The organism is Streptomyces sp. SID5910 (genome assembly GCF_009862125.1).
Taxonomy (GTDB): Bacteria; Actinomycetota; Actinomycetes; order Streptomycetales; family Streptomycetaceae; genus Streptomyces.
Genome location: NZ_WWHX01000196.1, coordinates 1 through 20,753 on the forward strand (window position 1 = coordinate 1; position 20,753 = coordinate 20,753).

Annotated in this window: 18 protein-coding genes, 1 pseudogene and 1 riboswitch; of the genes and pseudogenes, 11 read left to right on the forward strand and 8 right to left on the reverse strand. The window is 70.5% G+C overall.

The genetic code is table 11. The features are described from left to right. Positions 1 to 252: 252 nt before the first annotated feature. The 6 genes and pseudogenes from GTW67_RS38455 to GTW67_RS06900 form a co-directional block, all read left to right on the forward strand. A pseudogene (locus tag GTW67_RS38455) lies at positions 253 to 372 on the forward strand (uracil-DNA glycosylase family protein); the annotation flags it as partial. Positions 373 to 432: 60 nt separating this feature from the next. Beyond that, entirely contained in the window at positions 433 to 1,641 is a 1,209-nt protein-coding gene (locus GTW67_RS06880; RefSeq protein ID WP_346010581.1) for an HD-GYP domain-containing protein, read from the forward strand. Positions 1,642 to 1,755: 114 nt separating this feature from the next. Continuing rightward, a complete protein-coding gene (locus GTW67_RS06885; RefSeq protein WP_161163909.1) occupies positions 1,756 to 2,736 on the forward strand; it encodes a tetratricopeptide repeat protein in 981 nt (326 codons plus the stop codon). A 152-nt stretch (positions 2,737 to 2,888) separates the two neighbouring features. Further along, on the forward strand, positions 2,889 to 3,539 hold the full coding sequence (gene def / locus GTW67_RS06890; RefSeq protein ID WP_161163910.1) for a peptide deformylase: 651 nt from the start codon (positions 2,889 to 2,891) through the stop codon (positions 3,537 to 3,539). Positions 3,540 to 3,823: 284 nt separating this feature from the next. Then, positions 3,824 to 4,909, forward strand: a complete 1,086-nt coding sequence (cyc1, locus tag GTW67_RS06895; RefSeq protein ID WP_161163911.1) for an epi-isozizaene synthase — start codon at positions 3,824 to 3,826, stop codon at positions 4,907 to 4,909. Next, a complete protein-coding gene (locus tag GTW67_RS06900; RefSeq protein WP_161163912.1) occupies positions 4,906 to 6,282 on the forward strand; it encodes a bifunctional albaflavenone monooxygenase/terpene synthase in 1,377 nt (458 codons plus the stop codon). Before cyc1 ends, GTW67_RS06900 begins: the two co-directional genes overlap by 4 nt. 23 nt (positions 6,283 to 6,305) lie before the next feature. Here the strand turns inward: GTW67_RS06900 and GTW67_RS06905 are convergent, their stop codons facing one another. After that, complete coding sequence (locus tag GTW67_RS06905) at positions 6,306 to 7,274, reverse strand: GlxA family transcriptional regulator (protein ID WP_161163913.1); 969 nt, start codon at positions 7,272 to 7,274, stop codon at positions 6,306 to 6,308. Between the two features lie 92 nt (positions 7,275 to 7,366). Here GTW67_RS06905 and GTW67_RS37525 point away from each other — a divergent pair, with 92 nt between their 5' ends. Then, positions 7,367 to 7,600 (forward strand): hypothetical protein, encoded by a 234-nt coding sequence (locus GTW67_RS37525; RefSeq protein WP_161163914.1) that lies wholly within the window; start codon positions 7,367 to 7,369, stop codon positions 7,598 to 7,600. Here GTW67_RS37525 and GTW67_RS06915 read toward each other — a convergent pair. The 6 genes from GTW67_RS06915 to GTW67_RS06940 form a co-directional block, all read right to left on the reverse strand. Beyond that, a complete protein-coding gene (locus GTW67_RS06915) occupies positions 7,513 to 8,520 on the reverse strand; it encodes a ribonucleotide-diphosphate reductase subunit beta (protein ID WP_161163915.1) in 1,008 nt (335 codons plus the stop codon). The two genes, GTW67_RS37525 and GTW67_RS06915, sit on opposite strands and share 88 nt — an antisense overlap. Beyond that, the gene (locus GTW67_RS06920) at positions 8,520 to 10,958 is read right to left on the reverse strand and encodes a ribonucleoside-diphosphate reductase subunit alpha (protein WP_524539753.1); all 2,439 of its coding nucleotides are present in this window, start codon (positions 10,956 to 10,958) and stop codon (positions 8,520 to 8,522) included. Before GTW67_RS06920 ends, GTW67_RS06915 begins: the two co-directional genes overlap by 1 nt. A 124-nt stretch (positions 10,959 to 11,082) precedes the next feature. Then, positions 11,083 to 11,206: riboswitch (cobalamin riboswitch) on the reverse strand. A gap of 53 nt (positions 11,207 to 11,259) precedes the next feature. Beyond that, complete coding sequence (locus GTW67_RS06925) at positions 11,260 to 11,766, reverse strand: GNAT family N-acetyltransferase (RefSeq protein WP_161163916.1); 507 nt, start codon at positions 11,764 to 11,766, stop codon at positions 11,260 to 11,262. A gap of 76 nt (positions 11,767 to 11,842) precedes the next feature. Beyond that, positions 11,843 to 13,471, reverse strand: coding sequence for a monocarboxylate uptake permease MctP (gene mctP / locus GTW67_RS06930; protein ID WP_161163917.1), 1,629 nt, complete (start codon positions 13,469 to 13,471; stop codon positions 11,843 to 11,845). After that, the gene (locus GTW67_RS06935; RefSeq protein ID WP_161163918.1) at positions 13,468 to 13,725 is read right to left on the reverse strand and encodes a DUF3311 domain-containing protein; all 258 of its coding nucleotides are present in this window, start codon (positions 13,723 to 13,725) and stop codon (positions 13,468 to 13,470) included. Before GTW67_RS06935 ends, mctP begins: the two co-directional genes overlap by 4 nt. Before the next feature lie 138 nt (positions 13,726 to 13,863). After that, positions 13,864 to 14,628 (reverse strand): GntR family transcriptional regulator, encoded by a 765-nt coding sequence (locus tag GTW67_RS06940; protein ID WP_161163919.1) that lies wholly within the window; start codon positions 14,626 to 14,628, stop codon positions 13,864 to 13,866. A 453-nt stretch (positions 14,629 to 15,081) separates the two neighbouring features. On the opposite strand from GTW67_RS06940, the gene dasA reads away from it, so the two are divergent. The 4 genes from dasA to GTW67_RS06960 all read left to right on the forward strand — a co-directional run bounded on the left by dasA (position 15,082) and on the right by GTW67_RS06960 (position 19,764). After that, positions 15,082 to 16,362 carry a N,N'-diacetylchitobiose ABC transporter substrate-binding protein DasA gene (dasA, locus tag GTW67_RS06945; protein ID WP_161163920.1) on the forward strand — a complete coding sequence of 427 codons (1,281 nt, stop codon included), beginning with the start codon at positions 15,082 to 15,084 and terminating at the stop codon, positions 16,360 to 16,362. Positions 16,363 to 16,450: 88 nt separating this feature from the next. Beyond that, positions 16,451 to 17,437, forward strand: coding sequence for a carbohydrate ABC transporter permease (locus GTW67_RS06950; RefSeq protein WP_161163921.1), 987 nt, complete (start codon positions 16,451 to 16,453; stop codon positions 17,435 to 17,437). After that, a complete protein-coding gene (locus GTW67_RS06955) occupies positions 17,434 to 18,264 on the forward strand; it encodes an ABC transporter permease subunit (protein ID WP_161163922.1) in 831 nt (276 codons plus the stop codon). The genes GTW67_RS06950 and GTW67_RS06955 overlap by 4 nt, the downstream gene beginning before the upstream one ends. A gap of 9 nt (positions 18,265 to 18,273) precedes the next feature. After that, a complete protein-coding gene (locus GTW67_RS06960; protein ID WP_161163923.1) occupies positions 18,274 to 19,764 on the forward strand; it encodes a glycoside hydrolase family 3 protein in 1,491 nt (496 codons plus the stop codon). 119 nt (positions 19,765 to 19,883) lie between these two features. On the opposite strand, the gene nagB is transcribed toward GTW67_RS06960, so the two are convergent. Then, on the reverse strand, positions 19,884 to 20,669 hold the full coding sequence (gene nagB, locus GTW67_RS06965; protein ID WP_161163924.1) for a glucosamine-6-phosphate deaminase: 786 nt from the start codon (positions 20,667 to 20,669) through the stop codon (positions 19,884 to 19,886). Positions 20,670 to 20,753 lie beyond the last annotated feature (84 nt).

Here is a 20,753-nt window from a genome sequence, read left to right on the forward strand (position 1 = left end):
GCCCCGAAGGGGCGCGGGGAACTGCGCGAGCAACCGCAGACCACCCGCACCCGGCAGCGGATCCGAACCGCCCCCGGCGGGTACCCGCAGCCCATGACCCCCGAGGACGACTACACCGCACAACCCTTCGTCCCGAAGCGCGGCCGCAGCCTCACCGCTCTCCGCGACGCCGCCGCCGGCTGCCGCGGGTGCCCCCTGCACAGGGACGCCACCCAGACCGTCTTCGGCGCCGGCAAGGCGTCCGCTCGGGTCATGCTCGTCGGTGAGCAGCCCGGCGATCAGGAGGACCGTCAGGGCAGGCCCTTCGTCGGCCCCGCCGGCAAACTCCTCGACCGCGCCCTGGCCGAAGCCGGCATCGACCCAGCGGACGCGTACGTCACCAACGCCGTCAAGCACTTCAAGTTCACGCAGGCCGAGCCCCGCAAGCGCCGTATCCACAAGGCGCCCCTCGTCGCGCTCGTGTGCCTCGCCTCCGTGCTGTGGTCGGGCGTCGTGGAGCGTCCCGTCGCGCTCGCCTTCGGGCTCCTCGTCGCGCTCGGCGAGCTCACCCGCCGCACCGGGGGAGAAGGCCGGGAGACGGCGCCGCTCGGGACCGCCGGCGCGCTGGCGTACGCCCTGCTCGGGGAGAACACCGGACAGCCCGTGCACCACGGGGTCGCCCAGACCGTCACCGTGGTGCTCGTCGCCTCGCTCCTCGGCAGCGTCCCGCACATCGCGCGCGGCGACGGACCGCTCCTCGACCACCTGGCGCGGCGCCTGCTCACGGTCGCCTTCGCCGCCGTGTGCTTCCAGCCGCTGGCGGGCCGGGGCACCTTCCGCGACTGGGGCGGCCCCGCCCACGCGCTGCTGCTGATCGCCCTGCTCGCCCTGACCGCGCTGTGCGACGCCGTGCTCGCCGCGGCACCGGCGCACGCGCGCACCGGATGGCCCTTCGGCCCGCTGCTGCGCGAGGAGCTGCGGGCCATGGTCGGCATCACCTCCGCGGTGTGCGCGACGGGGGCGGTGATGGCCCTCGCGGTGGCCGTCGCGGGACTGTGGGCACTGCCCGTCTTCAGCGTGCCGCTGCTGCTCACCCAGCTCTCCTACCGGCGGTACGCCGCCGTCCGGGCCACCTACCGCCAGACCATCGCCTCCCTGGCCCGGGCCACCGAGATCGCCGGGTACACCCCGGCCGGGCACGCCCGCCGCGTCGCCGGGCTCAGCGCGGCCGTCGGACGGGACCTGGGGCTGTCCGGGCCCGAGCTGACGGTGCTGGAGTACGCGGCGCTCATGCACGACATCGGCCAGCTGAGCCTCGTCGACCCGGTCCCGGCGGGCGCCACGGCAGGCCTGCCCGTGTCCGAACAGCGGCGGATCGCGCTGCTCGGCGGGGCCGTCGTGCGCCAGACCGGCGTCGACGCCGCGGTCGCCGTGGTGGTGGAGCGGCAGGCCGACCCCTGCCACGAGCAGCCGCTCGCCGCGCGGATCGTGCGCGCCGTCAACGCCTACGAGGAGAAGGCGCGGGACGCGGGGCCCGGCGGCGACCTCACCGCGCTGGAGGAGCTGCGGCTGGCCACCGCCGGCGACTACGCTCCCGAAGTCGTGGAGGCACTGGCCCGGGTGCTCTCCCGAGGCAGCCTTACCTCGCCCCCGGCTGGGTAACCCATGGGTAATGAGCGCCCCGCAGGCCGTACATGGTTTGATGCGCAGGAGAGGGTGTACGGGGGCGCGGAAAGGCACAGCCAGCCCACTGAACGGAACTGGCAGGCGGGAATCGTGAGGATCTTCGGCAAGGGACGGCACCGGCCCTCCGCCTCGTGGCGGCAGGCCACCGACCGTGCGTTCACGCTGATCGGCGACGGTCGCTACGAGGACGCGGGCGCGCTGCTGACGCGGGCCGCCGACCTGGAACCCTGGCTGTCGGAGTCGTGGTTCAACCTCGCCCTGCTGCACAAGTTCCGGCACGACTGGGAGCAGGCCAGAGCGGCGGGCCTCAGGGCCGTGGCGCTGCTCGACCGGGACGGCGGAGCCCCCGACTGGTGGAACGTCGGCATCGCCGCGACCGCCCTCCAGGACTGGCCCCTGGCTCGCCGCGCCTGGCAGGCGTACGGGCTGAAGACGCCCGGCGACGCCACGGACGCCGGTGAGCCCCTCGGCATGGACCTCGGCAGCGCGGCCGTACGGCTGTCCCCCGAGGGCGAGGCCGAGGTGGTGTGGGGGCGGCGGCTGGACCCCGCCCGCGTCGAGGTGCTGTCCATTCCGCTGCCGTCCTCCGGGCGGCGCTGGGGCGAGGTCGTGCTGCACGACGGCGTCCCGCACGGGGAGCGGACCACGGCCGCCGGGCACTCCTACCCCGTCTTCGACGAGATCGAGCTGTGGGCGCCGTCGCCCGTGCCCACCTGGGTGGTCCTCCTGGAGGCCGCCACCGAGGCCGACCGGGACGCGCTGGAGCAGCTGGCCGCCGACGCCGGGTTCGCCGCCGAGGACTGGTCGTCCTCCGTGCGGCTGCTGTGCCGGATGTGCTCCGAGTCCCGGATGCCGTCCGACGAGGGCGACGGCGAGCATCTCGACCCGCACGACCACAGCGAACCGGGGCACCCGGGGCCGCTCGGGCACCGCACCGACGGGCAGCTGTGGGTGCCGGAGCGGGAGTGCGGGGTGGCTGCGCCGGCTTCGCTGGTGAGGGGGCTGCTGGACGGGTGGGTTGCGGACAGTCCTGATTCCCGGGATTGGCGGGATCTGGAAGAGGTCTGCTGAGGTCTATGGCCGGCTGCGGCTTCGTCGTGGCTGGTCGCGGCCACGCGGCGGAGCCGCATATCGACTCAGTCCCGCGCCCCTGACGGGGCGCCTCCCCGTACCCTGTATCCAGCATCAAACCCCGGTTTCATCCAGGAAGGCATACGTCGGTCATGGCGCAGCAGGACACCGATCAGCAGCACGCGGGCGTGCTCCCCGTGGACGACGAGGGATTCGTCGTCGACACCGAGGAGTGCGAGGAGCGCGAGGCCGACTGGCGCGGGCGCGGCACCTCCCGCCCGATCACGGTGGTCGGCAACCCGGTCCTGCACAAGGAGTGCCAGGACGTCACCGACTTCGGCGAGGAGCTCCAGCAGCTGGTCGCGGACATGTTCGCCAGCCAGCGCACCGCCGAGGGCGTGGGCCTGGCCGCCAACCAGATCGGCGTCGGCAAGAAGGTCTTCGTCTACGACTGCCCCGACGACGAGGGCGTCCGCCACGTCGGCGTCGTCTGCAACCCGAAGCTCGTCGAACTGCCCGCCGACCGGCGCAGCCTGGACGACAGCAACGAGGGCTGCCTGTCCGTGCCGACCGCCTACGCGCCGCTCGCCCGCCCCGACTACGCCGAGGTGACCGGGCAGGACGAGAAGGGCAACCCCATCAAGGTGCGCGGCACCGGCTACTTCGCGCGCTGCCTCCAGCACGAGACCGACCACCTCTACGGGTATCTCTACATCGACCGGCTCTCCAAGCGCGAACGCAAGGACGCGCTGCGGCAGATGGCCGAGAACGAGCCGCGCTACCCCGTCGTCGCGAACGACTGAGACATCACCCCGGCCTCACAAGCCCCAGGCGCACGGCGTCCGTTCGGGTCCACCCGAGCGGGCGCCGTTCGTCTGTCCGTCACCTGTTCGATCCCTGCCGCCCTCCCGGAGATCCAGAAGCCGACACACAACAGGAGAATTCAGGCGCCGTAGGGTAGTGAATGGAGCAAATCCGTTCCCAGAACGGTCAGTTGTGGTGCTGAATGGAAGAGCGGGGATACGCAACGGCGCACGCCCCGCTCAGCGCGAGGAGTGCGCCACCGGCGGCTGAGAGGGGTTTGTTCGTGCATGCTTTCCCACACGGCACCACAGCGACACCGACCGCGATCGCAGTTCCACCGCAGCTCTCGCTCCCGGTGATCGAGGCGGCATTTCCCCGGCAACTGCATCCGTATTGGCCGAAGCTCCAGGAGAAGACCCGTACCTGGCTGCTCGAAAAGCGGCTCATGCCGGCGGACAAGGTCGAGGAATATGCCGACGGCCTGTGCTACACGGACCTCATGGCCGGGTACTACCTGGGCGCCCCCGACGAGGTGCTCCAGGCGATCGCCGACTACAGTGCGTGGTTCTTCGTCTGGGACGACCGGCACGACCGGGACATCGTCCACGGCCGCCCGGCCGCCTGGCGGAAGCTCCGGGACCGGCTGCACACGGCACTGGACTCACCCGCGGACCACCTGCACCACGAGGACGCGCTGGTCGCCGGGTTCGCCGACAGCGTGCTGCGGCTGTACGCCTTCCTGCCGCCGACGTGGAACGCCCGGTTCGCCCGGCACTTCCACGCGGTGATCGAGGCGTACGACCGGGAATTCCACAACCGCACCCACGGAATCGTGCCCGGCGTCGAGGAGTACCTCGCACTGCGCCGGCTCACCTTCGCGCACTGGATCTGGACCGACCTGCTGGAGCCGAGCGCGGGGTGCGAACTGCCGGACGCCGTGCGAAAGCACCCCGCATACCGGCGGGCGGCCCTGCTGAGCCAGGAATTCGCCGCCTGGTACAACGACCTCTGCTCGCTGCCGAAGGAAATAGCGGGCGACGAGGTCCACAATCTCGGCATCAGTCTCATCACTCATCATCAACTGACCCTGGAAGAAGCGATAGAAGACGTCCGGCGACGCGTGGAGGAATGCATCACGGAATTCCTCGCCGTCGAACAGGACGTATTACGGTTCGCCGGAGAACTCGACGACGGAACCGTACGCGGAAAGGAACTGAGCGGCGCCGTGCGGGCCAGCGTCGGCAATATGCGGAACTGGTTCAGTTCCGTTTACTGGTTCCACCACGAGTCCGGCCGGTACATGGTCGACAGCTGGGACGACCGGTCCACGCCCCCGTACGTCAACAACGAAGCGGCAGGTGAGAAATGACCGTCGAGTCCGTCAATCCCGAGACCCGCACCGAACCGGCCACGGAGCTGCGCGAGCCGCCCGTCGCGGGCGGCGGCGTCCCGCTCCTCGGCCACGGCTGGAGGCTGGCCCGCGACCCGCTGGCCTTCATGGCCCAGCTGCGCGACCACGGCGAGGTGGTCCGCATCAAGCTCGGCCCCAAGACCGTGTACGCGGTCACCACCCCGGCGCTCACCGGCGCCCTCGCGCTGAGCCCCGACTACCACATCGCGGGCCCGCTGTGGGAGTCGCTGGAGGGCCTGCTCGGCAAGGAGGGCGTGGCCACCGCCAACGGCCCGCTGCACCGGCGCCAGCGGCGCACCATCCAGCCCGCCTTCAAGCTCGACGCGATCCCCGCCTACGGGCCGATCATGGAGGAGGAGGCGCACGCGCTCACCGAGCGCTGGCGGCCGGGGGAGACGATCGACGCCACCTCCGAGTCCTTCCGCGTCGCCGTGCGCGTCGCCGCCCGCTGTCTGCTGCGCGGCCAGTACATGGACGAGCGTGCCGAGCGCCTGTGCGTCGCCCTCGCCACCGTCTTCCGCGGCATGTACCGGCGGATGGTCGTCCCGCTCGGCCCGCTGTACCGGCTGCCGCTGCCGGCCAACCGCGAATTCAACAGCGCGCTGGCCGACTTGCACCTCCTGGTCGACGAGATCATCGCCGAGCGCCGCGCATCCGGTCAAAAGCCGGACGATTTGCTGACGGCTTTGCTGGAGGCGAAGGACGACAATGGCGACCCGATCGGGGAACAGGAGATCCACGACCAGGTCGTCGCGATACTCACCCCCGGCAGTGAAACCATCGCCTCCACGATCATGTGGTTGCTACAGGCACTTGCCGAACACCCGGAACATGCCGACCGCATACGCGACGAAGTCGAAGCGGTCACCGGCGGGCACCCCGTGGCATTCGAGGACGTCCGCAAGCTCACACACACCGGCAATGTCATCGTGGAGGCCATGCGTTTGCGCCCCGCCGTATGGGTATTGACGCGGCGCGCGGTGGTCGAGACGGAACTCGGTGGCTATCGCATTCCGGCCGGGGCCGACATCATCTACAGCCCGTACGCAATCCAGCGCGATCCGAAGTCGTACCCCCACAACCTGGAGTTCGACCCGGACCGTTGGCTTCCGGAACGCGTGACGGAACTGCCGAAATACGCCATGCGGCCGTTCAGCGTGGGCAATCGCAAGTGCCCCAGCGACCACTTCTCCATGGCGCAGCTGACGCTGATCACGGCGGCGCTCGCGACCAAGTACCGCTTCGAGCAGGTGGCGGGCTCGAACGACGCGGTGCGCGTCGGCATCACGCTGCGTCCCCACGACCTGCTGGTGCGGCCCGTGGCGAGGTGAGACGAGCGCCGCGGTGACGCGGCTCAGGCGGCGGCCTCGGGGCCCCGGAAGGTGCGCCGGTAGGCGTACGGGGTGGTGCCGAGAGCCCTGACGAACTGGTGCCTCAGGGCCGCCGCCGTACCGAAGCCGGTGCGCCAGGCGACCGCGTCCATCGTCTCGTCCGTCGCCTCCAGCAGCCGCTGGGCCAGCAGCACGCGCTGGCGCAGGATCCAGCGGTAGGGAGTCGTGCCCGTCTCCTGCTGGAAGCGGCGGGCGAAGGTGCGCGGGGACATGTGCGCCCGGGCCGCGAGCTGCTCGACGGTGACCTCCTGGTCGAGGTGCTGTTCCATCCAGGCCAGCACCTCGCCGACGGTGTCGCAGGAGGAGCGCGGCAGCGGGCGCTCGATGTACTGCGCCTGGCCGCCGTCCCGGTGCGGCGGCACCACCATCCGCCGGGCGATCTTGTTGGCGACCTCCGGGCCCTGCTCCTTGCGCACGAGGTGCAGACAGGCGTCGATGCCGGCCGCGGTGCCGGCGCTGGTGATCACCGGGTCCTCGTCCACGTAGAGCACGTCGGGGGTCACGGAGACCCGCGGGTACAGCCGGGCCAGCTCTTCCGCGTGGTGCCAGTGCACCGTGCACCGCCGTCCGTCCAGCAGGCCGGCGGCGCCCAGCACGAACACCCCGGAGCACACGCTCAGCACCCGCGCGCCCCGGTCCACCGCCCGCCGCAGGGCGGCCAGCAGCTCGGGCGGGTACTCCCGGCGGGCGAAGTCGCTGCCCGCCGGCACGGTGATCAGGTCGGCCTCGTCCAGCCGGTCCAGCCCGTAGGGCGTGGAGACGGTGAGCCCGCCGACATGGGTGGTCAGCGCCGGGCCCTCGGCGGAGACCACCGCGAAGTCGTACGTCGGCAGGCCCTCGTCGCTCCGGTCGATGCCGAAGACCTCGCAGACGACGCCGAGTTCGAAGGGATGTACGCCGTCCAGCAGGACGGCGGTCACGTTCCGCAGCATGCCGCCAGTGTGCCTCGTGAGTGGCAGGAAATCGAGGTCTTACGGCAGTCCTGCCACTCACGGTAAGGAGTCTGAGGCACGACAGTGGTGTCATGAACGGAAACCAGATCGAAGCCCTGATCGGAATGCTCGCGACCTTCGGACTCCTGGTCCTCATGATCCTCCCGTCGGTGATCGGCATCGTGCGCGACAAGCGCATCGACCGCCAGATCAGGGAGGCTCAGAAGTCCTCGTCCACTCAGAAGTCCTCGTCCAGGTCGACGGTCCCTTCCACCGCCACCTGGTACGCCGACGGACGTCGCTCGAAGAAGTTGGTCAGCTCCTGAACACCCTGGAGCTCCATGAAGGAGAAGGGGTTCTCGGAGCCGTACACCGGGGCGAAGCCGAGCCGCGTCAGACGCTGATCGGCGACGCACTCCAGGTACTGCCGCATCGAGTCGGTGTTCATCCCCGGGAGGCCGTCACCGCACAGGTCGCGCGCGAACTGAAGCTCGGCCTCGACGGCCTCCCGTAGCATGTCGGTGACCTGCTGCTCCAGCTGGTCGTCGAAGAGGTCCGGCTCCTCCTTGCGGACGGTGTCGACCACGTCGAAGGCGAAGGACATGTGCATCGTCTCGTCCCGGAACACCCAGTTGGTGCCGGTGGCCAGACCGTGCAGCAGGCCCCGGCTGCGGAACCAGTAGACGTAGGCGAAGGCGCCGTAGAAGAACAGGCCCTCGATGCACGCGGCGAAGCAGATGAGGTTGAGCAGGAAGCGGCGGCGGTCGGCCCTGGACTCCAGCCGGTCGATCGACTCGACCGAGTCCATCCACTTGAAGCAGAACTCGGCCTTCTCGCGGATGGACGGGATGTTCTCCACGGCCGCGAAGGCGGCGGCGCGGTCGTCCGGGTCGGGCAGGTAGGTGTCCAGCAGCGTCAGATAGAACTGGACGTGCACGGCCTCCTCGAAGAGCTGCCGGCTCAGGTAGAGCCGCGCCTCGGGGGAGTTGATGTGCTTGTAGAGGGTCAGCACCAGGTTGTTCGCGACGATCGAGTCACCGGTGGCGAAGAACGCCACCAGCCGGCCGATCAGGTGCTGTTCCATGGGGCTGAGCTTCGCGAGGTCGGCGACGTCCGAGTGGAGGTCGACCTCCTCCACGTGCCAGGTGTTCTTGATGGCGTCCCGGTAGCGCTCGTAGAAGTCGGGGTAGCGCATCGGGCGGAGAGTCAGCTCGAAGCCGGGGTCGAGCAGGTTCTTGGTCGTCATTACTGGCAGGCCTCGCAGGACTCGGGGTTTTCCAGGGAGCAGGCGACCGCTTCGGGGTCCGGGGTGGCCTGCACGGGGACGGTGGCCCGGCCGGCGGCGCGGGCGATGCGGGTCGCCGGGCGGGAACGCAGGTAGTACGTGGTCTTCAGGCCCTGCTTCCAGGCGTACGCGTACATCGAGGAGAGCTTCCCGATGGTCGGCGTCTCCAGGAACAGGTTCAGCGACTGGGCCTGGTCGAGGTACGGGGTGCGGGCGGCGGCCATGTCGATCAGGGCGCGCTGCGGGATCTCCCAGGCGGTGCGGTACAGCGCGCGCACGTCCTCGGGGATCCACGCGAAGTCCTGCACCGAGCCGTTCGCCTCGCGCAGTGCCTCGCGGGTGCGGGCGTCCCACACGCCGAGCCGCTTGAGGTCGTCCACCAGGTACGAGTTGACCTGGAGGAACTCGCCGGACAGGGTCTCGCGCTTGAACAGGTTGGACACCTGCGGCTCGATGCACTCGTAGGCGCCCACGATGGAGGCGATCGTCGCGGTCGGCGCGATGGCCAGGAGCAGCGAGTTGCGCAGGCCGGTCGCCGCGATGCGCGTCCGCAGGGCCGCCCAGCGCTCCGGCCAGGCCGCCTTCACGTCGTAGTGGTCGGGGTGCAGCACGCCCCTCGCGGTACGGGTCTTCTCCCAGGCCGGCAGCGGGCCGTTGCGCCCGGCGAGGTCGGCGGAGGTCTCGTACGCGGCGAGCATGATCCGCTCGGCGATGCGCGTGGACAGGGCCTTCGCCTCGGGGGAGTCGAAGGGCAGACGCAGTTGGAAGAAGACGTCCTGGAGGCCCATCGCGCCGAGGCCGACCGGACGCCAGCGGGCGTTGGAGCGGCCCGCCTGCTCGGTCGGGTAGAAGTTGATGTCGACGACCCGGTCCAGGAAGGTGACGGCGGTGCGGACGGTGGCGTCCAGCCGCTCCCAGTCGATGTCGCCGCCGGTCACGAAGGCGCCCAGGTTGACCGAACCGAGGTTGCAGACGGCGGTCTCCCCGTCGTCGGTGACCTCCAGGATCTCCGTGCAGAGGTTCGAGGAGTGGACGACGTGGCCCGGCTCGGCCGTCTGGTTGGCGGTGCGGTTGGCGGTGTCCTTGAAGGTCATCCAGCCGTTGCCGGTCTGCGCGAGGGTACGCATCATGCGGCCGTACAGCTCGCGGGCCGGGAGGGTCTTCCTGGCGAGGCCCTTCGCCTCGGCCGCCCGGTAGGCCGCGTCGAACTCCGCGCCCCACAGGTCGGTCAGCTCCGGCACGTCCGCGGGCGAGAACAGCGACCACGGCGCGTCGGCGTCCACCCGGCGCATGAACTCGTCCGGGATCCAGTGCGCGAGGTTCAGGTTGTGCGTGCGGCGGGCGTCCTCGCCCGTGTTGTCCCGCAGCTCCAGGAACTCCTCGATGTCGGCGTGCCAGGTCTCCAGGTAGACCGCCGCCGCGCCCTTGCGCCGGCCGCCCTGGTTCACCGCGGCCACCGAGGCGTCCAGCGTCTTCAGGAACGGGACGATGCCGTTGGAGTGCCCGTTGGTGCCCCGGATCAGTGAACCCCGGGCGCGGACGCGGGAGTAGGCGATGCCGATGCCGCCGGCGTGCTTGGAGAGGCGGGCGACCTGGTGGAGGCGGTCGTAGAGGGAGTCCAGCTCGTCCTTGGGGGAGTCCAGGAGGTAGCAGGACGACATCTGGGCGTGCCGGGTGCCGGAGTTGAAGAGGGTGGGGGAGGAGGGCAGGTAGTCCAGGCGGCTCATCAGGCCGTACAGCGCGGCGACTTCGGCCACGGCGCGGTCGCTGTCGTCCTCGGCGAGTCCGCAGGCCACCCGCAGCAGGAAGTGCTGGGGCGTCTCGACGACCTTGCGGGTGAGCGGGTGCCGGAGCAGGTAGCGGCTGTAGAGGGTGCGCAGCCCGAAGTAGCCGAAGCGGTCGTCGGCGGCCGTGTCGGTCAGCGCGTCCAGGCGGGGCGCGTGCAGCCGGACGAACGCGGCGGTGCGGTCGGCGATCAGGCCCTCGCGGTGGCCCGTGGCGACGGACGTGGTGAAGGAGGTGACGCCCTGGGAGGCGGCCTCGGCGCGGATGCCGAGGGTCAGCAGCCGGGCGGCCAGCCGGGAGTAGACCGGGTCCTCCGAGATCAGACCGGCCGCGGCCTCCGTGGCCAGCTCCCGCAACTCCGCCTCGTCGGCCCGCGCGGACCGGCCGCGCAGCGCGGCGGCGGCGACCCGGCCGGGGTCGGCGTCGGGGAGGTCGGCGGTGAGGTCGGTCAGGGTCCGCAGCAGGGCGGCGCCGGGTCCGTCGGCTTCCTCGGTCGCCGGGATCGCAGAAGCCGTGGCAGCGGACGAAGCCGTGGCAGCGGACGCAGAAGCCGTCGCAGCGGACGAAGCCTTCGCGGCGGACGCTGACACCGGGTCGGCTGGCGCGATGGTCACGTGGGGCACTCCCTCGCTCGGCACGGGGCCAGGCGGAGGGCAGGGGGCAGCTCACGAGCGCACGCGGCGTCGCGTCCACCGGCCCATTCCGCGAGGCCCGGACGTCATGGCACCCGGACCGGGACGGCCGGGCGCACTGTCGGCAGGTCCTCGGACTGGACACGCGTGCGGAAACACGCATGTACACCGTTGCGGGACAGTTCCGGATTCGCACCGGATTCCCCTGCGGCGACAGCGAGCATGAGCATACATCTTGTGCCGGGTGGCGCGAGCACCCCCAGATGTAGTGTCGGTGCCGGTCTCAGAGGGTCAGCTCGTAGGTGAGCAGCGTGATGTCGTCGAGCTCCGGCAGCGGGTTCCAGTCGCGCTCGGGCGTGCGGGCGAAGCCCAGGCGTCCGTAGAGCCGGTGGGCGGTGCGCATCGTCCGCTGGGTCGACAGCACGACGCGCGCGCAGCCCTCCACGGCCCGGGCCCGGTCGACGCAGGACCGCACGAGGGCCTCGCCGACACCGCGCCCCCGCGCCTCGCGGGCGACGGCGAGCATCCGTATCTCGGCCTCGCCGGCACGCGCGATGTCGGCCATGGGGCCGCCGGACGGCACGAAGGTCACGCCGCCCAGGACACGGCCGTCCGCGACGGCGACCAGCACCTCCGCGGCGGCGGCCCGTTTGGCCACGTCCCGCAGCTCGCCGAGGTAGGTGTCGTCGTCGCCGAAGTCGAGGAGGCCGTCCCGGAGATAGGCCTGTGCGGTGATCTCGCCGAGGGTGTCGTGCTCCTCGGTCGTCGCCTGCCGGATCGTGAAGTCCATGGAGCCGAGTGTGCCCGACGGGTACGACAACGGGCCGCCGGATCTCTCCGACGGCCCGCTCCCGACAGACCGGGGATCAGTGCGAGGTGCCCGCGGTGGCCGGGGGCAGCTCGACCTCGACGCCCGGGTCGCCCGCGTCCGCCGTGTAGTCGCCCGGCTGGGTCTCGTCGACGCCGTCGGGGGCCTTGACGGCCTTCAGGACGAAGGTCAGGACCACGGTGACCAGGACGTTCAGCACGAAGGCGGTGAGGCCGATGTAGCCGATCTCGCCGATGCCCGGGATCTCCTTCGAGGAGCCGCCGAAGTGCGCCTGCGTCGGCGAGGCCACCCCGTACGCGGCGGCCGTGCCGTAGACCATGCCGACCGCCCAGCCGGCGAGCAGGGCCCAGCGGTGGAACCAGCGGGTGAACAGGCCGCCCACCAGGGCCGGGAAGGTCTGGAGGATCCAGATGCCGCCCAGTAGCTGGAAGTTGATCGCGACCGTCTTGTCCATCGTCAGGACGAAGACCAGCGCGCCCACCTTCACCAGCAGCGACACCAGCTTGGAGACCTTGGTCTCCTGCGCCGGAGTGGCATCCGGTTTGATGAAGTCCTTGTAGATGTTGCGGGTGAAGAGGTTCGCGGCCGCGATCGACATGATCGCCGCCGGGACCAGGGCGCCGATGCCGATCGCCGCGAAGGCGACGCCGGCGAACCAGTCCGGGAACATGTCCTCGAACAGCTGCGGGATCGCCAGCTGGCCGTTCTGCACCTTGACCCCGGCTGCGATCGCCATGAAGCCCAGCAGCGCCAGCAGGCCGAGCATCAGCGAGTACAGCGGCAGGATCGTGGTGTTGCGGCGGATCACCTCGCGGCTGCGGGAGGACAGCGTCGCGGTGATCGAGTGCGGGTACATGAACAGCGCGAGCGCCGAGCCGAGCGCCAGGGTGGCGTAGGTCCACTGGCTCGCCTCGCCCGGCACCACCGCGCCGCGCGGCTTCCCGGTCGCCTCGCTGGTCTGGCCGAACGCCTCGCCCGCCTTGGCGAAGATGTCGTCGAACCCGCCCAGCTTGATCGGGATGTAGATGATCGCCACCGCGATGACGAGGTAGATCAACGTGTCCTTCACGAACGCGATCAGCGCGGGCGCGCGCAACCCCGACGAGTAGGTGTACGCGGCCAGCACACCGAAGGCGATCAGCAGCGGCAGGTCCTTGACGAACCAGTTGGTGTCCTCGCCGCCGCCGACGCCCATCACGTCCAGCACGGCCTGGATGCCGACCAGCTGGAGCGCGATGTACGGCATCGTGGCGAGGATGCCGGTGACGGCGACCGCGAGCGACAGGCCCTTGGAGCCGAACCGGCCGCGCACGAAGTCCGAGGTCGTCACGTAGCCGTGCTTGTGGGAGACCGACCACAGGCGGGGCAGGAAGGTGAAGATCAGCGGGTACACCAGGATCGTGTACGGCACCGCGAAGAAGCCGGACGCGCCCGCCGCGTAGATCGCCGCCGGGACGGCCACGAAGGTGTACGCCGTGTAGAGGTCGCCGCCCAGCAGGAACCAGGTGACCCAGGTGCCGAACGAGCGGCCGCCGAGGCCCCATTCGTCGAGGCTGTGCTCGTTCTCGGCCTTGCGCCAGCGCGCGGCCAGGAAGCCCATGGCGGTGACGAGCACGAAGAAGAAGATGAAGACGGCGAGTGCGACGCCGTTCACGCCGTCGTTCACTTGGCCCCGCCTTCCCGGCGGGCGCGCTGGTCACGCTGCCAGAGCTTGTACGCGATCACCGTCAGCACGGTCGAGATGAGCACCCACGCCATCTGGTACCAGTAGAAGAACGGGACGCCGATGAGGGTCGGGTCGGTCTTGGCGTACGAACCGACCCACAGCATGGCGACGAACGGTGCGACAAGGCAGAGGGCGATGACGACGCGCACCGGCGTCACCGTCGGCCCTCTGCTCACTTCTGGGGCTTGTGACATGCGGTGGCTCCGTCCCCTCGCTGATCACCTGGTGCAGTGCGCACGAAAATGTAGGTGACGGCGTCGAGAAAGCGGAAGACCTCGTCCGAATATCGGCCCTCAACTGCAATGTCGTGTGCCGCGCGGTCCCGGAGGGCTTCAGTCCTGGGGGCGCTTCAGCCTGGCCACGAACTTGTAGCGGTCGCCGCGGTACACCGAGCGGACCCACTCCACCGGCTGGCCCGTGCGGTCCAGTGAGTGCCGGGAGAGCATCAGCATCGGCAGGCCGACGTCGGTGCCGAGCAGGCCGGCCTCGCGCGGGGTCGCCAGCGAGGTCTCGATGGTCTCCTCGGCCTCGGCGAGATGGACGTCGTACACCTCGGCGAGGGCCGTGTAGAGGGACGTGTACTTCACCAGGGAGCGGCGCAGGGCCGGGAAGCGCTTGGCGCTGAGGTGGGTCGTCTCGATGGCCATCGGCTCGGCGTTGGCCATGCGCAGCCGCTCGATGCGCAGCACCCGCCCGCCCGCCGTGATGTCCAGCAGCTCGGCGAGCCGCTCGTCGGCGGTGATGTACCCGATGTCCAGGAGCTGCGAGGTGGGTTCGAGGCCCTGGGCCCGCATGTCCTCGGTGTAGGAGGTGAGTTGCAGCGCCTGCGACACCTTGGGCTTGGCGACGAAGGTGCCCTTGCCCTGGATGCGTTCGAGGCGGCCCTCGACGACCAGCTCCTGGAGGGCCTGGCGCACGGTCGTGCGCGAGGTGTCGAACTCCGCGGCCAGCGTGCGCTCCGGCGGGACCGGCGTGCCAGGCGCCTGCGTCCGGGTCATGTCGAGCAGATGCTTCTTCAGTCGGTAGTACTTGGGCACGCGCGCGGTACGGACGGTCGCCCCACCCTCGTTCTCCGCACTGCTGACGTCGGTGCTCATGCTCTGCCTTCCCGGCTCCGGGTGCCGAAGCGGCCGACATCCCCTATCGGCCACGGCTCACATCGTGGCACGGGTTGGTGCCGGGAGGATCCCGCACGCTCCGTGATCCCTTCTGTATACCTCCGAGGCCCCCGTTGGTCTAGTCCACCGCGCCGTCCTGGGGCTTTGGTACGTCCCGTCCAGCCGCTTCCCGGGCCGCGCCGGCCGGCGGTGGTACACCCGGCGCCGGTCCGTCCGATGTGTCGCTTGCGCAATGAAAGGTCCCTGCATATCTCGGTCCCATCACGGACGCCCGGAGGCTGCTTGAACACCCTTGACAGCCCTATTGGTCTGGGCCAAGCTCCCCCTACTGGTCTACACCATTGGTCCAGGTCCCGGCCCCATGGGCGGTCCGCGTCGACGAGCAACCGCGGGGAGGCAGGGGGGTTTTGTGGCATCCCTGAGGAGGGTGGCGTGAAGCGCAAGCTGATAGCCGCGATCGGTATCGCGGGCATGATGGTCTCGATCGCGGCGTGCGGGGGCGACGACGGCGGCGACGACGGCAAGAAGGCCGGCGCGGACGGCTACGCCGGCCAGACGCTGACCGTGTGGGTGATGGACGGTTCCTCGCCCGACCAGTGGCAGGCGGACCTCGCCAAGGAGTTCGAGGCGAAGACCAAGGCCAAGGTCAAGTTCGAGATCCAGAAGTGGAACGGTATCCAGCAGAAGCTGACCACCGCCCTCTCCGAGGAGAACCCGCCCGACGTCTTCGAGATCGGCAACACCCAGACGCCGGCCTACGCCAAGACCGGCGGCCTCGCGGACCTGAGCGACCTCAAGAGCGAGATCGGCACCGACTGGTCCGAGTCGCTCAACAAGTCCGCCGTCTTCGACGACAAGCAGTACGCGGCCCCGTGGTTCGTGGTCAACCGCGTCGTCGTCTACAACAAGAAGATCTGGGCGGACGCGGGCATCAAGGAACTGCCCAAGACCCGCGACGAGTTCTACAACGACCTCAAGACGATCGGCGAGAAGACCGACGCCGAGCCGATCTACATGCCCGGCCAGAACTGGTACCACTTCGTGGGCCTGGTCGTCGGCGAGGGCGGCGAGCTGGTCAAGAAGGACGGCGACAAGTACGTCTCCAACCTGTCCGACCCGAAGGTCGCCGCGGCCACCGAGACCTACAAGAAGTTCCAGGCCCTGTCCAAGGCCCCCAAGGACAAGGACGAGGCCACCCCGCAGCAGGGTGAGATCTTCGCCAAGGGCAAGACCGGCGCCTTCATCGGCATGGGCTGGGAGGGCGGCACGGCGATCACCGCCAACCCGGCCATCGAGAAGGACCTCGGCTACTTCACCATCCCGGGCGCCACGGCCGACAAGCCCGAGGGCGTCTTCCTCGGCGGCTCCAACCTGGCCGTCGCCGCGGGCAGCAAGAAGCAGGAGCTGGCCAAGGAGTTCCTGAAGCTCGCGCTCTCCGACAAGTACGAGGGCGGCCTGGCCAAGGCCAACGGCGTCATCCCGAACAAGGAGGCGCTCCAGAGCAACCTGAAGGGCAACGCCGCCGCCGAGGCCGCCGCGCCGGCCGCCGGGACCGGTGGCACCACGCCGCTGATCCCCGAGTGGGCCGCGGTCGAGAACGACCCGAACCCGATCAAGACGTACCTGACGGCCGTCATGAAGGGCAAGTCCCCGGCGGAGGCCGCCAAGCAGGTCGAGGGCGAGTTCAACAAGCGCCTGGCGCAGCAGCAGTAACACCGGGTGAGCCGGGGCGGGGGCTGGCACACGACGGCCCCCGCCCCGGCTTGAGTTGGACAGGTCGAGAAGAAGAGAGACCGCGAGCATGACCGTGCAGACCGAACGGCCGCCCCGAGGCCCGTCGGACGTCCGCAAGGCGGACGGCGGGAACACCGGCCAGGCCAAACCGAGAGCCGCGTCCCGCGCCGGCGCGCTCGTCCCGTACCTGTTGCTGCTGCCGGCCTGCGCGGCCACTGTGCTGCTGCTCGGCTGGCCGCTGCTGAAGGACGGCCTGCTGTCCTTCCAGAACCTCAACATGGCGCAGCTGATCCAGCACGTCACCGAGTGGACCGGCTTCGACAACTACAAGGAGGTCCTCACCGGCGAGGACTTCTGGCGGGTCACCCTCCGCTCGATCCTCTTCACCGCGGTCAACGTCGTCCTCACCATGGTGGTGGGCGGCCTGATCGGCCTGCTGCTCGCCCGCCTCGGCCGGACGATGCGGTTCGTGCTGATGATCGGCCTGGTGCTGGCGTGGGCGATGCCGGTCGTCGCCGCGACCACCGTCTACCAGTGGCTCTTCGCCCAGCGCTTCGGCGTCGTCAACTGGGTCCTGGACAAGGCCGGCTGGCACTCCATGGCCGACTACAGCTGGACCGGCAGCCAGATGTCGACCTTCTTCGTCGTCACCGTGCTGATCGTCTGGATGTCCGTCCCGTTCGTCGCGATCAACCTGTACGCGGCGACCACCACCATCCCCGGCGAGCTCTACGAGGCCGCCTCCCTCGACGGGGCCGGCGCCTGGCGCAGCTTCACCACGGTCACCCTGCCGTTCCTGCGGCCGTTCCTCTACGCCACGACCTTCCTGGAGATCATCTGGATCTTCAAGGCGTTCGTCCAGGTCTACACGTTCAACGGCGGCGGCCCCGACCGTCTCACCGAGATCCTGCCCGTCTACGCCTACATCGAGGGTGTCGGCAACCAGCACTACGGCATGGGCGCCGCGATCGCGGTCCTGACCATCCTGATCCTGCTCGGCCTGACCGCCTACTACCTCAGGATCGTGCTCAAGCAAGAGGAGGACGAGCTGTGAAGCGCTCGCTCTTCGGCCGCCTGTGGCCCAACGTCACGGCCGTCGTCCTGTTCATCGGCCTCGTCTTCCCCGTCTACTGGATGTTCGCCACGGCCTTCAAGCCGACCGGCGACATCATCTCGGAGGACCCGGTCTGGTTCCCGACCGACATCACCTTCGAGCACTTCAAGACCGCGGTCGACGCCGACCACTTCTGGACGTACGTCACCAACTCGCTCGTCGTCACCGTCTGCGCGGTCGTCTTCTCGCTGATCATCGCGCTGGCCGGCGCCTTCGCCCTGGCCCGCATGCGGTTCAAGGGGCGGCGCGGCTTCATCGTCGGCTTCATGCTGGCCCAGATGGCGCCCTGGGAAGTCATGGTCATCGCCATCTACATGATCGTGCGCGACGCGTCCATGCTGAACAGCCTGGTGCCGCTCACGCTCTTCTACATGATGATGATCCTGCCCTTCACCATCCTGACGCTGCGCGGCTTCGTCGCCGCCGTGCCGAAGGAGCTGGAGGAGTCCGCGATGGTCGACGGCTGCACCCGCGCCCAGTCGTTCCGCCTGGTCATCCTGCCGCTGCTCGCGCCGGGCCTGATGTCCACCTCGATGTTCGGCTTCATCACCGCCTGGAACGAGCTCCCCCTCGTCCTGGTCGTCAACAAGGAGGCGGAGTCCCAGACCCTGCCGCTGTGGCTGACCAGCTTCCAGACCGTCTTCGGCGACAACTGGGGTGCGACCATGGCCGCCTCCTCCCTCTTCGCCGTCCCGATCCTGATCCTCTTCGTCTTCCTCCAGCGCAAGGCCGTCAGCGGCCTGACCGCCGGCGCCGTGAAGGGATAACGCCATCCGATGACGACAATCGCCAGCGGCACCGACACGCTCACACGCGACGCGCTGACCGTCCTCCAGCCCGGATTCACCGGCACCACCGCCCCCGACTGGGTGCTGCGCCGCCTCGGCGAGGGGCTGGCCTCCGTCGGCCTGTTCGGCCGCAACATCGCCTCGGACGAACAACTGGCCGCCCTCACCGCCCAGCTGCGCGCCGAGCGCGAGGACGTGCTGGTCGCCATCGACGAGGAGGGCGGCGACGTCACCCGCCTGGAGGTGCGCACCGGCTCCTCCTTCCCCGGCAACCTCGCCCTCGGCGCGGTGGACGACGTGGGCCTCACCCGCCAGGTCGCCGCCGAGCTCGGCCGCCGCCTCGCGGCCTGCGGCGTCAACCTGAACTGGGCCCCGTCCGCCGACGTCAACTCCAACCCCGGCAACCCCGTCATCGGCGTGCGCTCCTTCGGCGCCGCCACCGACCTGGTCGCCCGGCACACCGCGGCCTACGTCACCGGGCTCCAGTCGGCGGGAGTGGCCGCCTGCACCAAGCACTTCCCGGGCCACGGCGACACCGCCGTCGACTCCCACCACGCCCTGCCGCGCATCGACGTGGACGCCTCGGTGCTGGCCGAGCGCGACCTCGTGCCCTTCCGCGCGGCCATCGCCGCCGGCAGCCGCGCGGTGATGAGCGCCCACATCCTGGTCCCGGCCCTGGACCCGGACCGTCCGGCAACGTTGTCCCGCCGCGTCCTGACCGGCCTGCTCCGCGGCGAGCTGGGCTACGACGGTCTGATCGTGACCGACGGCATGGAGATGCGGGCCATCGCGGACACCTACGGCATCGAACGCGGCAGCGTGCTGGCCGTCGCGGCCGGCGCCGACGCGATCTGCGTGGGCGGCGGCCTGGCCGACGAGGAGACCGTACGGCGACTGGCCGACGCCCTGGTCGAGGCCGTCCGCTCCGGTGAGCTGCCCGAGGAACGCCTCGCCGACGCGGCCGAGCGGGTACGCGCCCTGGCCCGCTGGACCGCCGAGGCCCGGTCGGACGCCTCGGCGTCCCTGCCCGCCGACGGCGACGTGGGCCTGCGCGCGGCCCGCCGCGCCCTGCGCGTCACCGGCGCCGAGGGCTTCACCCCCCTCACCGAGGCGCCGTACGTCGCCGCGCTCACCCCGGTCGCCAACATCGCGGTCGGCGACGAGACCCCCTGGGGCGTCGCCGCCGAACTCGGCCGGCTGCTCCCCGGCACCGAGACCGGCAGCTTCGCCGGGGCGGACGCCGGCGGCGAGGTGCTGGCGGCGGCCGGACCGCGCCGCGTCGTGGCGGTCGTCCGCGACGAGCACCGCCACCCCTGGATGGCGGCGGCCCTCGACACGCTGCTGGCGGCCCGGCCCGACACGGTCGTGGTCGAGATGGGCGTGCCCGGGGCCGAGCCCCGCGGCGCCCTGCACGTGGCCACCCACGGCGCGGCCCGCGTCTGCGGCCGGGCGGCGGCGGAGATCGTCGCGGGCGCCTGAGCCGGGCGCCCGCCGGCCCGTACTCGACGAAGGCGCCGCACCCCCTGGTCGGGGGGTGCGGCGCCTTCCGCGTTCGGGCCCGCAGGGGGTGGGCGCGGGCCCGGCGGATCAGGTGCGGATCAGATGCCCTGCCAGTCGGGCTTGTGGGCGTAGGTGTGCCGGAAGTAGTCGGCGAGCTTCAGCTTGGACGCGGCCGCCTCGTCGACGACGACCGTGGCGTGCGGGTGCAGCTGGAGCGCGGAGGCCGGGCACACGGCCGCGACCGGGCCCTCCACGCTCGCGGCGACGGCGTCCGCCTTGCCCTCGCCGGTGGCCAGCAGCACCAGGTGCCGGGCCTCCAGGATGGTGCCGATGCCCTGCGTGATCACGTGGTGCGGGACCTGCGCGATGTCGCCGTCGAAGAACCGCGCGTTGTCGACGCGGGTCTGCTCGGTGAGCGTCTTGATCCGGGTCCGCGAGGCGAGCGAGGAGCACGGCTCGTTGAACCCGATGTGCCCGTCGGTCCCGATGCCCAGCAGCTGGAGGTCCACCCCGCCGGCCTCGCCGAGCGCGCGGTCGTACGCCTCGCAGGCGGCCTGCACGTCCGCGGCCGTGCCGTCCGGGCCGAGGAACGCGTCCATGCCGATCCCGAGCGGTTCGAGCACCTCACGCCGCAGCACCGAGCGGTACGACTCCGGGTGCTCCGCCGGCAGCCCCACGTACTCGTCGAGCTGGGCGATCCGGGCCCGCGCGGTGTCCACGGAGCCCGCCCGCACCCGCGCCGCCAGCGCCTCGTACACGGGCAGCGGCGTCGAGCCGGTGGCGACCCCGAGCAGGGCGTCGGGCTTGCGCCGCAGCAGCTGCGCCATGGCCTCGGCGATGAGCTCGCCGCCCGCCGCGGCGTCGGGAACGATGACAACTTCCACGCTTGCCTGCCGTTTCGAAGTAGGTCTCACCCGGTGCCCGGGACTGGCTATGTGGTTTAGACCAATCTAACAGAGCAGGGCTCC

Excerpts from the sequence above, each read along its gene's own strand:
- GTW67_RS06935 (WP_161163918.1), bottom strand. The coding sequence starts at position 13,725 with ATGTCACAAGCCCCAGAAGTGAGCAGAGGGCCGACGGTGACGCCGGTG.
- GTW67_RS06905 (WP_161163913.1), bottom strand. The coding sequence starts at position 7,274 with ATGCTGCGGAACGTGACCGCCGTCCTGCTGGACGGCGTACATCCCTTC.
- GTW67_RS06940 (WP_161163919.1), bottom strand. The coding sequence starts at position 14,628 with ATGAGCACCGACGTCAGCAGTGCGGAGAACGAGGGTGGGGCGACCGTC.
- def (WP_161163910.1), top strand. The coding sequence starts at position 2,889 with ATGGCGCAGCAGGACACCGATCAGCAGCACGCGGGCGTGCTCCCCGTG.
- GTW67_RS06925 (WP_161163916.1), bottom strand. The coding sequence starts at position 11,766 with ATGGACTTCACGATCCGGCAGGCGACGACCGAGGAGCACGACACCCTC.
- GTW67_RS06915 (WP_161163915.1), bottom strand. The coding sequence starts at position 8,520 with ATGACGACCAAGAACCTGCTCGACCCCGGCTTCGAGCTGACTCTCCGC.
- GTW67_RS06900 (WP_161163912.1), top strand. The coding sequence starts at position 4,906 with ATGACCGTCGAGTCCGTCAATCCCGAGACCCGCACCGAACCGGCCACG.
- GTW67_RS06950 (WP_161163921.1), top strand. The coding sequence starts at position 16,451 with ATGACCGTGCAGACCGAACGGCCGCCCCGAGGCCCGTCGGACGTCCGC.
- GTW67_RS06960 (WP_161163923.1), top strand. The coding sequence starts at position 18,274 with ATGACGACAATCGCCAGCGGCACCGACACGCTCACACGCGACGCGCTG.
- GTW67_RS37525 (WP_161163914.1), top strand. The coding sequence starts at position 7,367 with ATGAACGGAAACCAGATCGAAGCCCTGATCGGAATGCTCGCGACCTTC.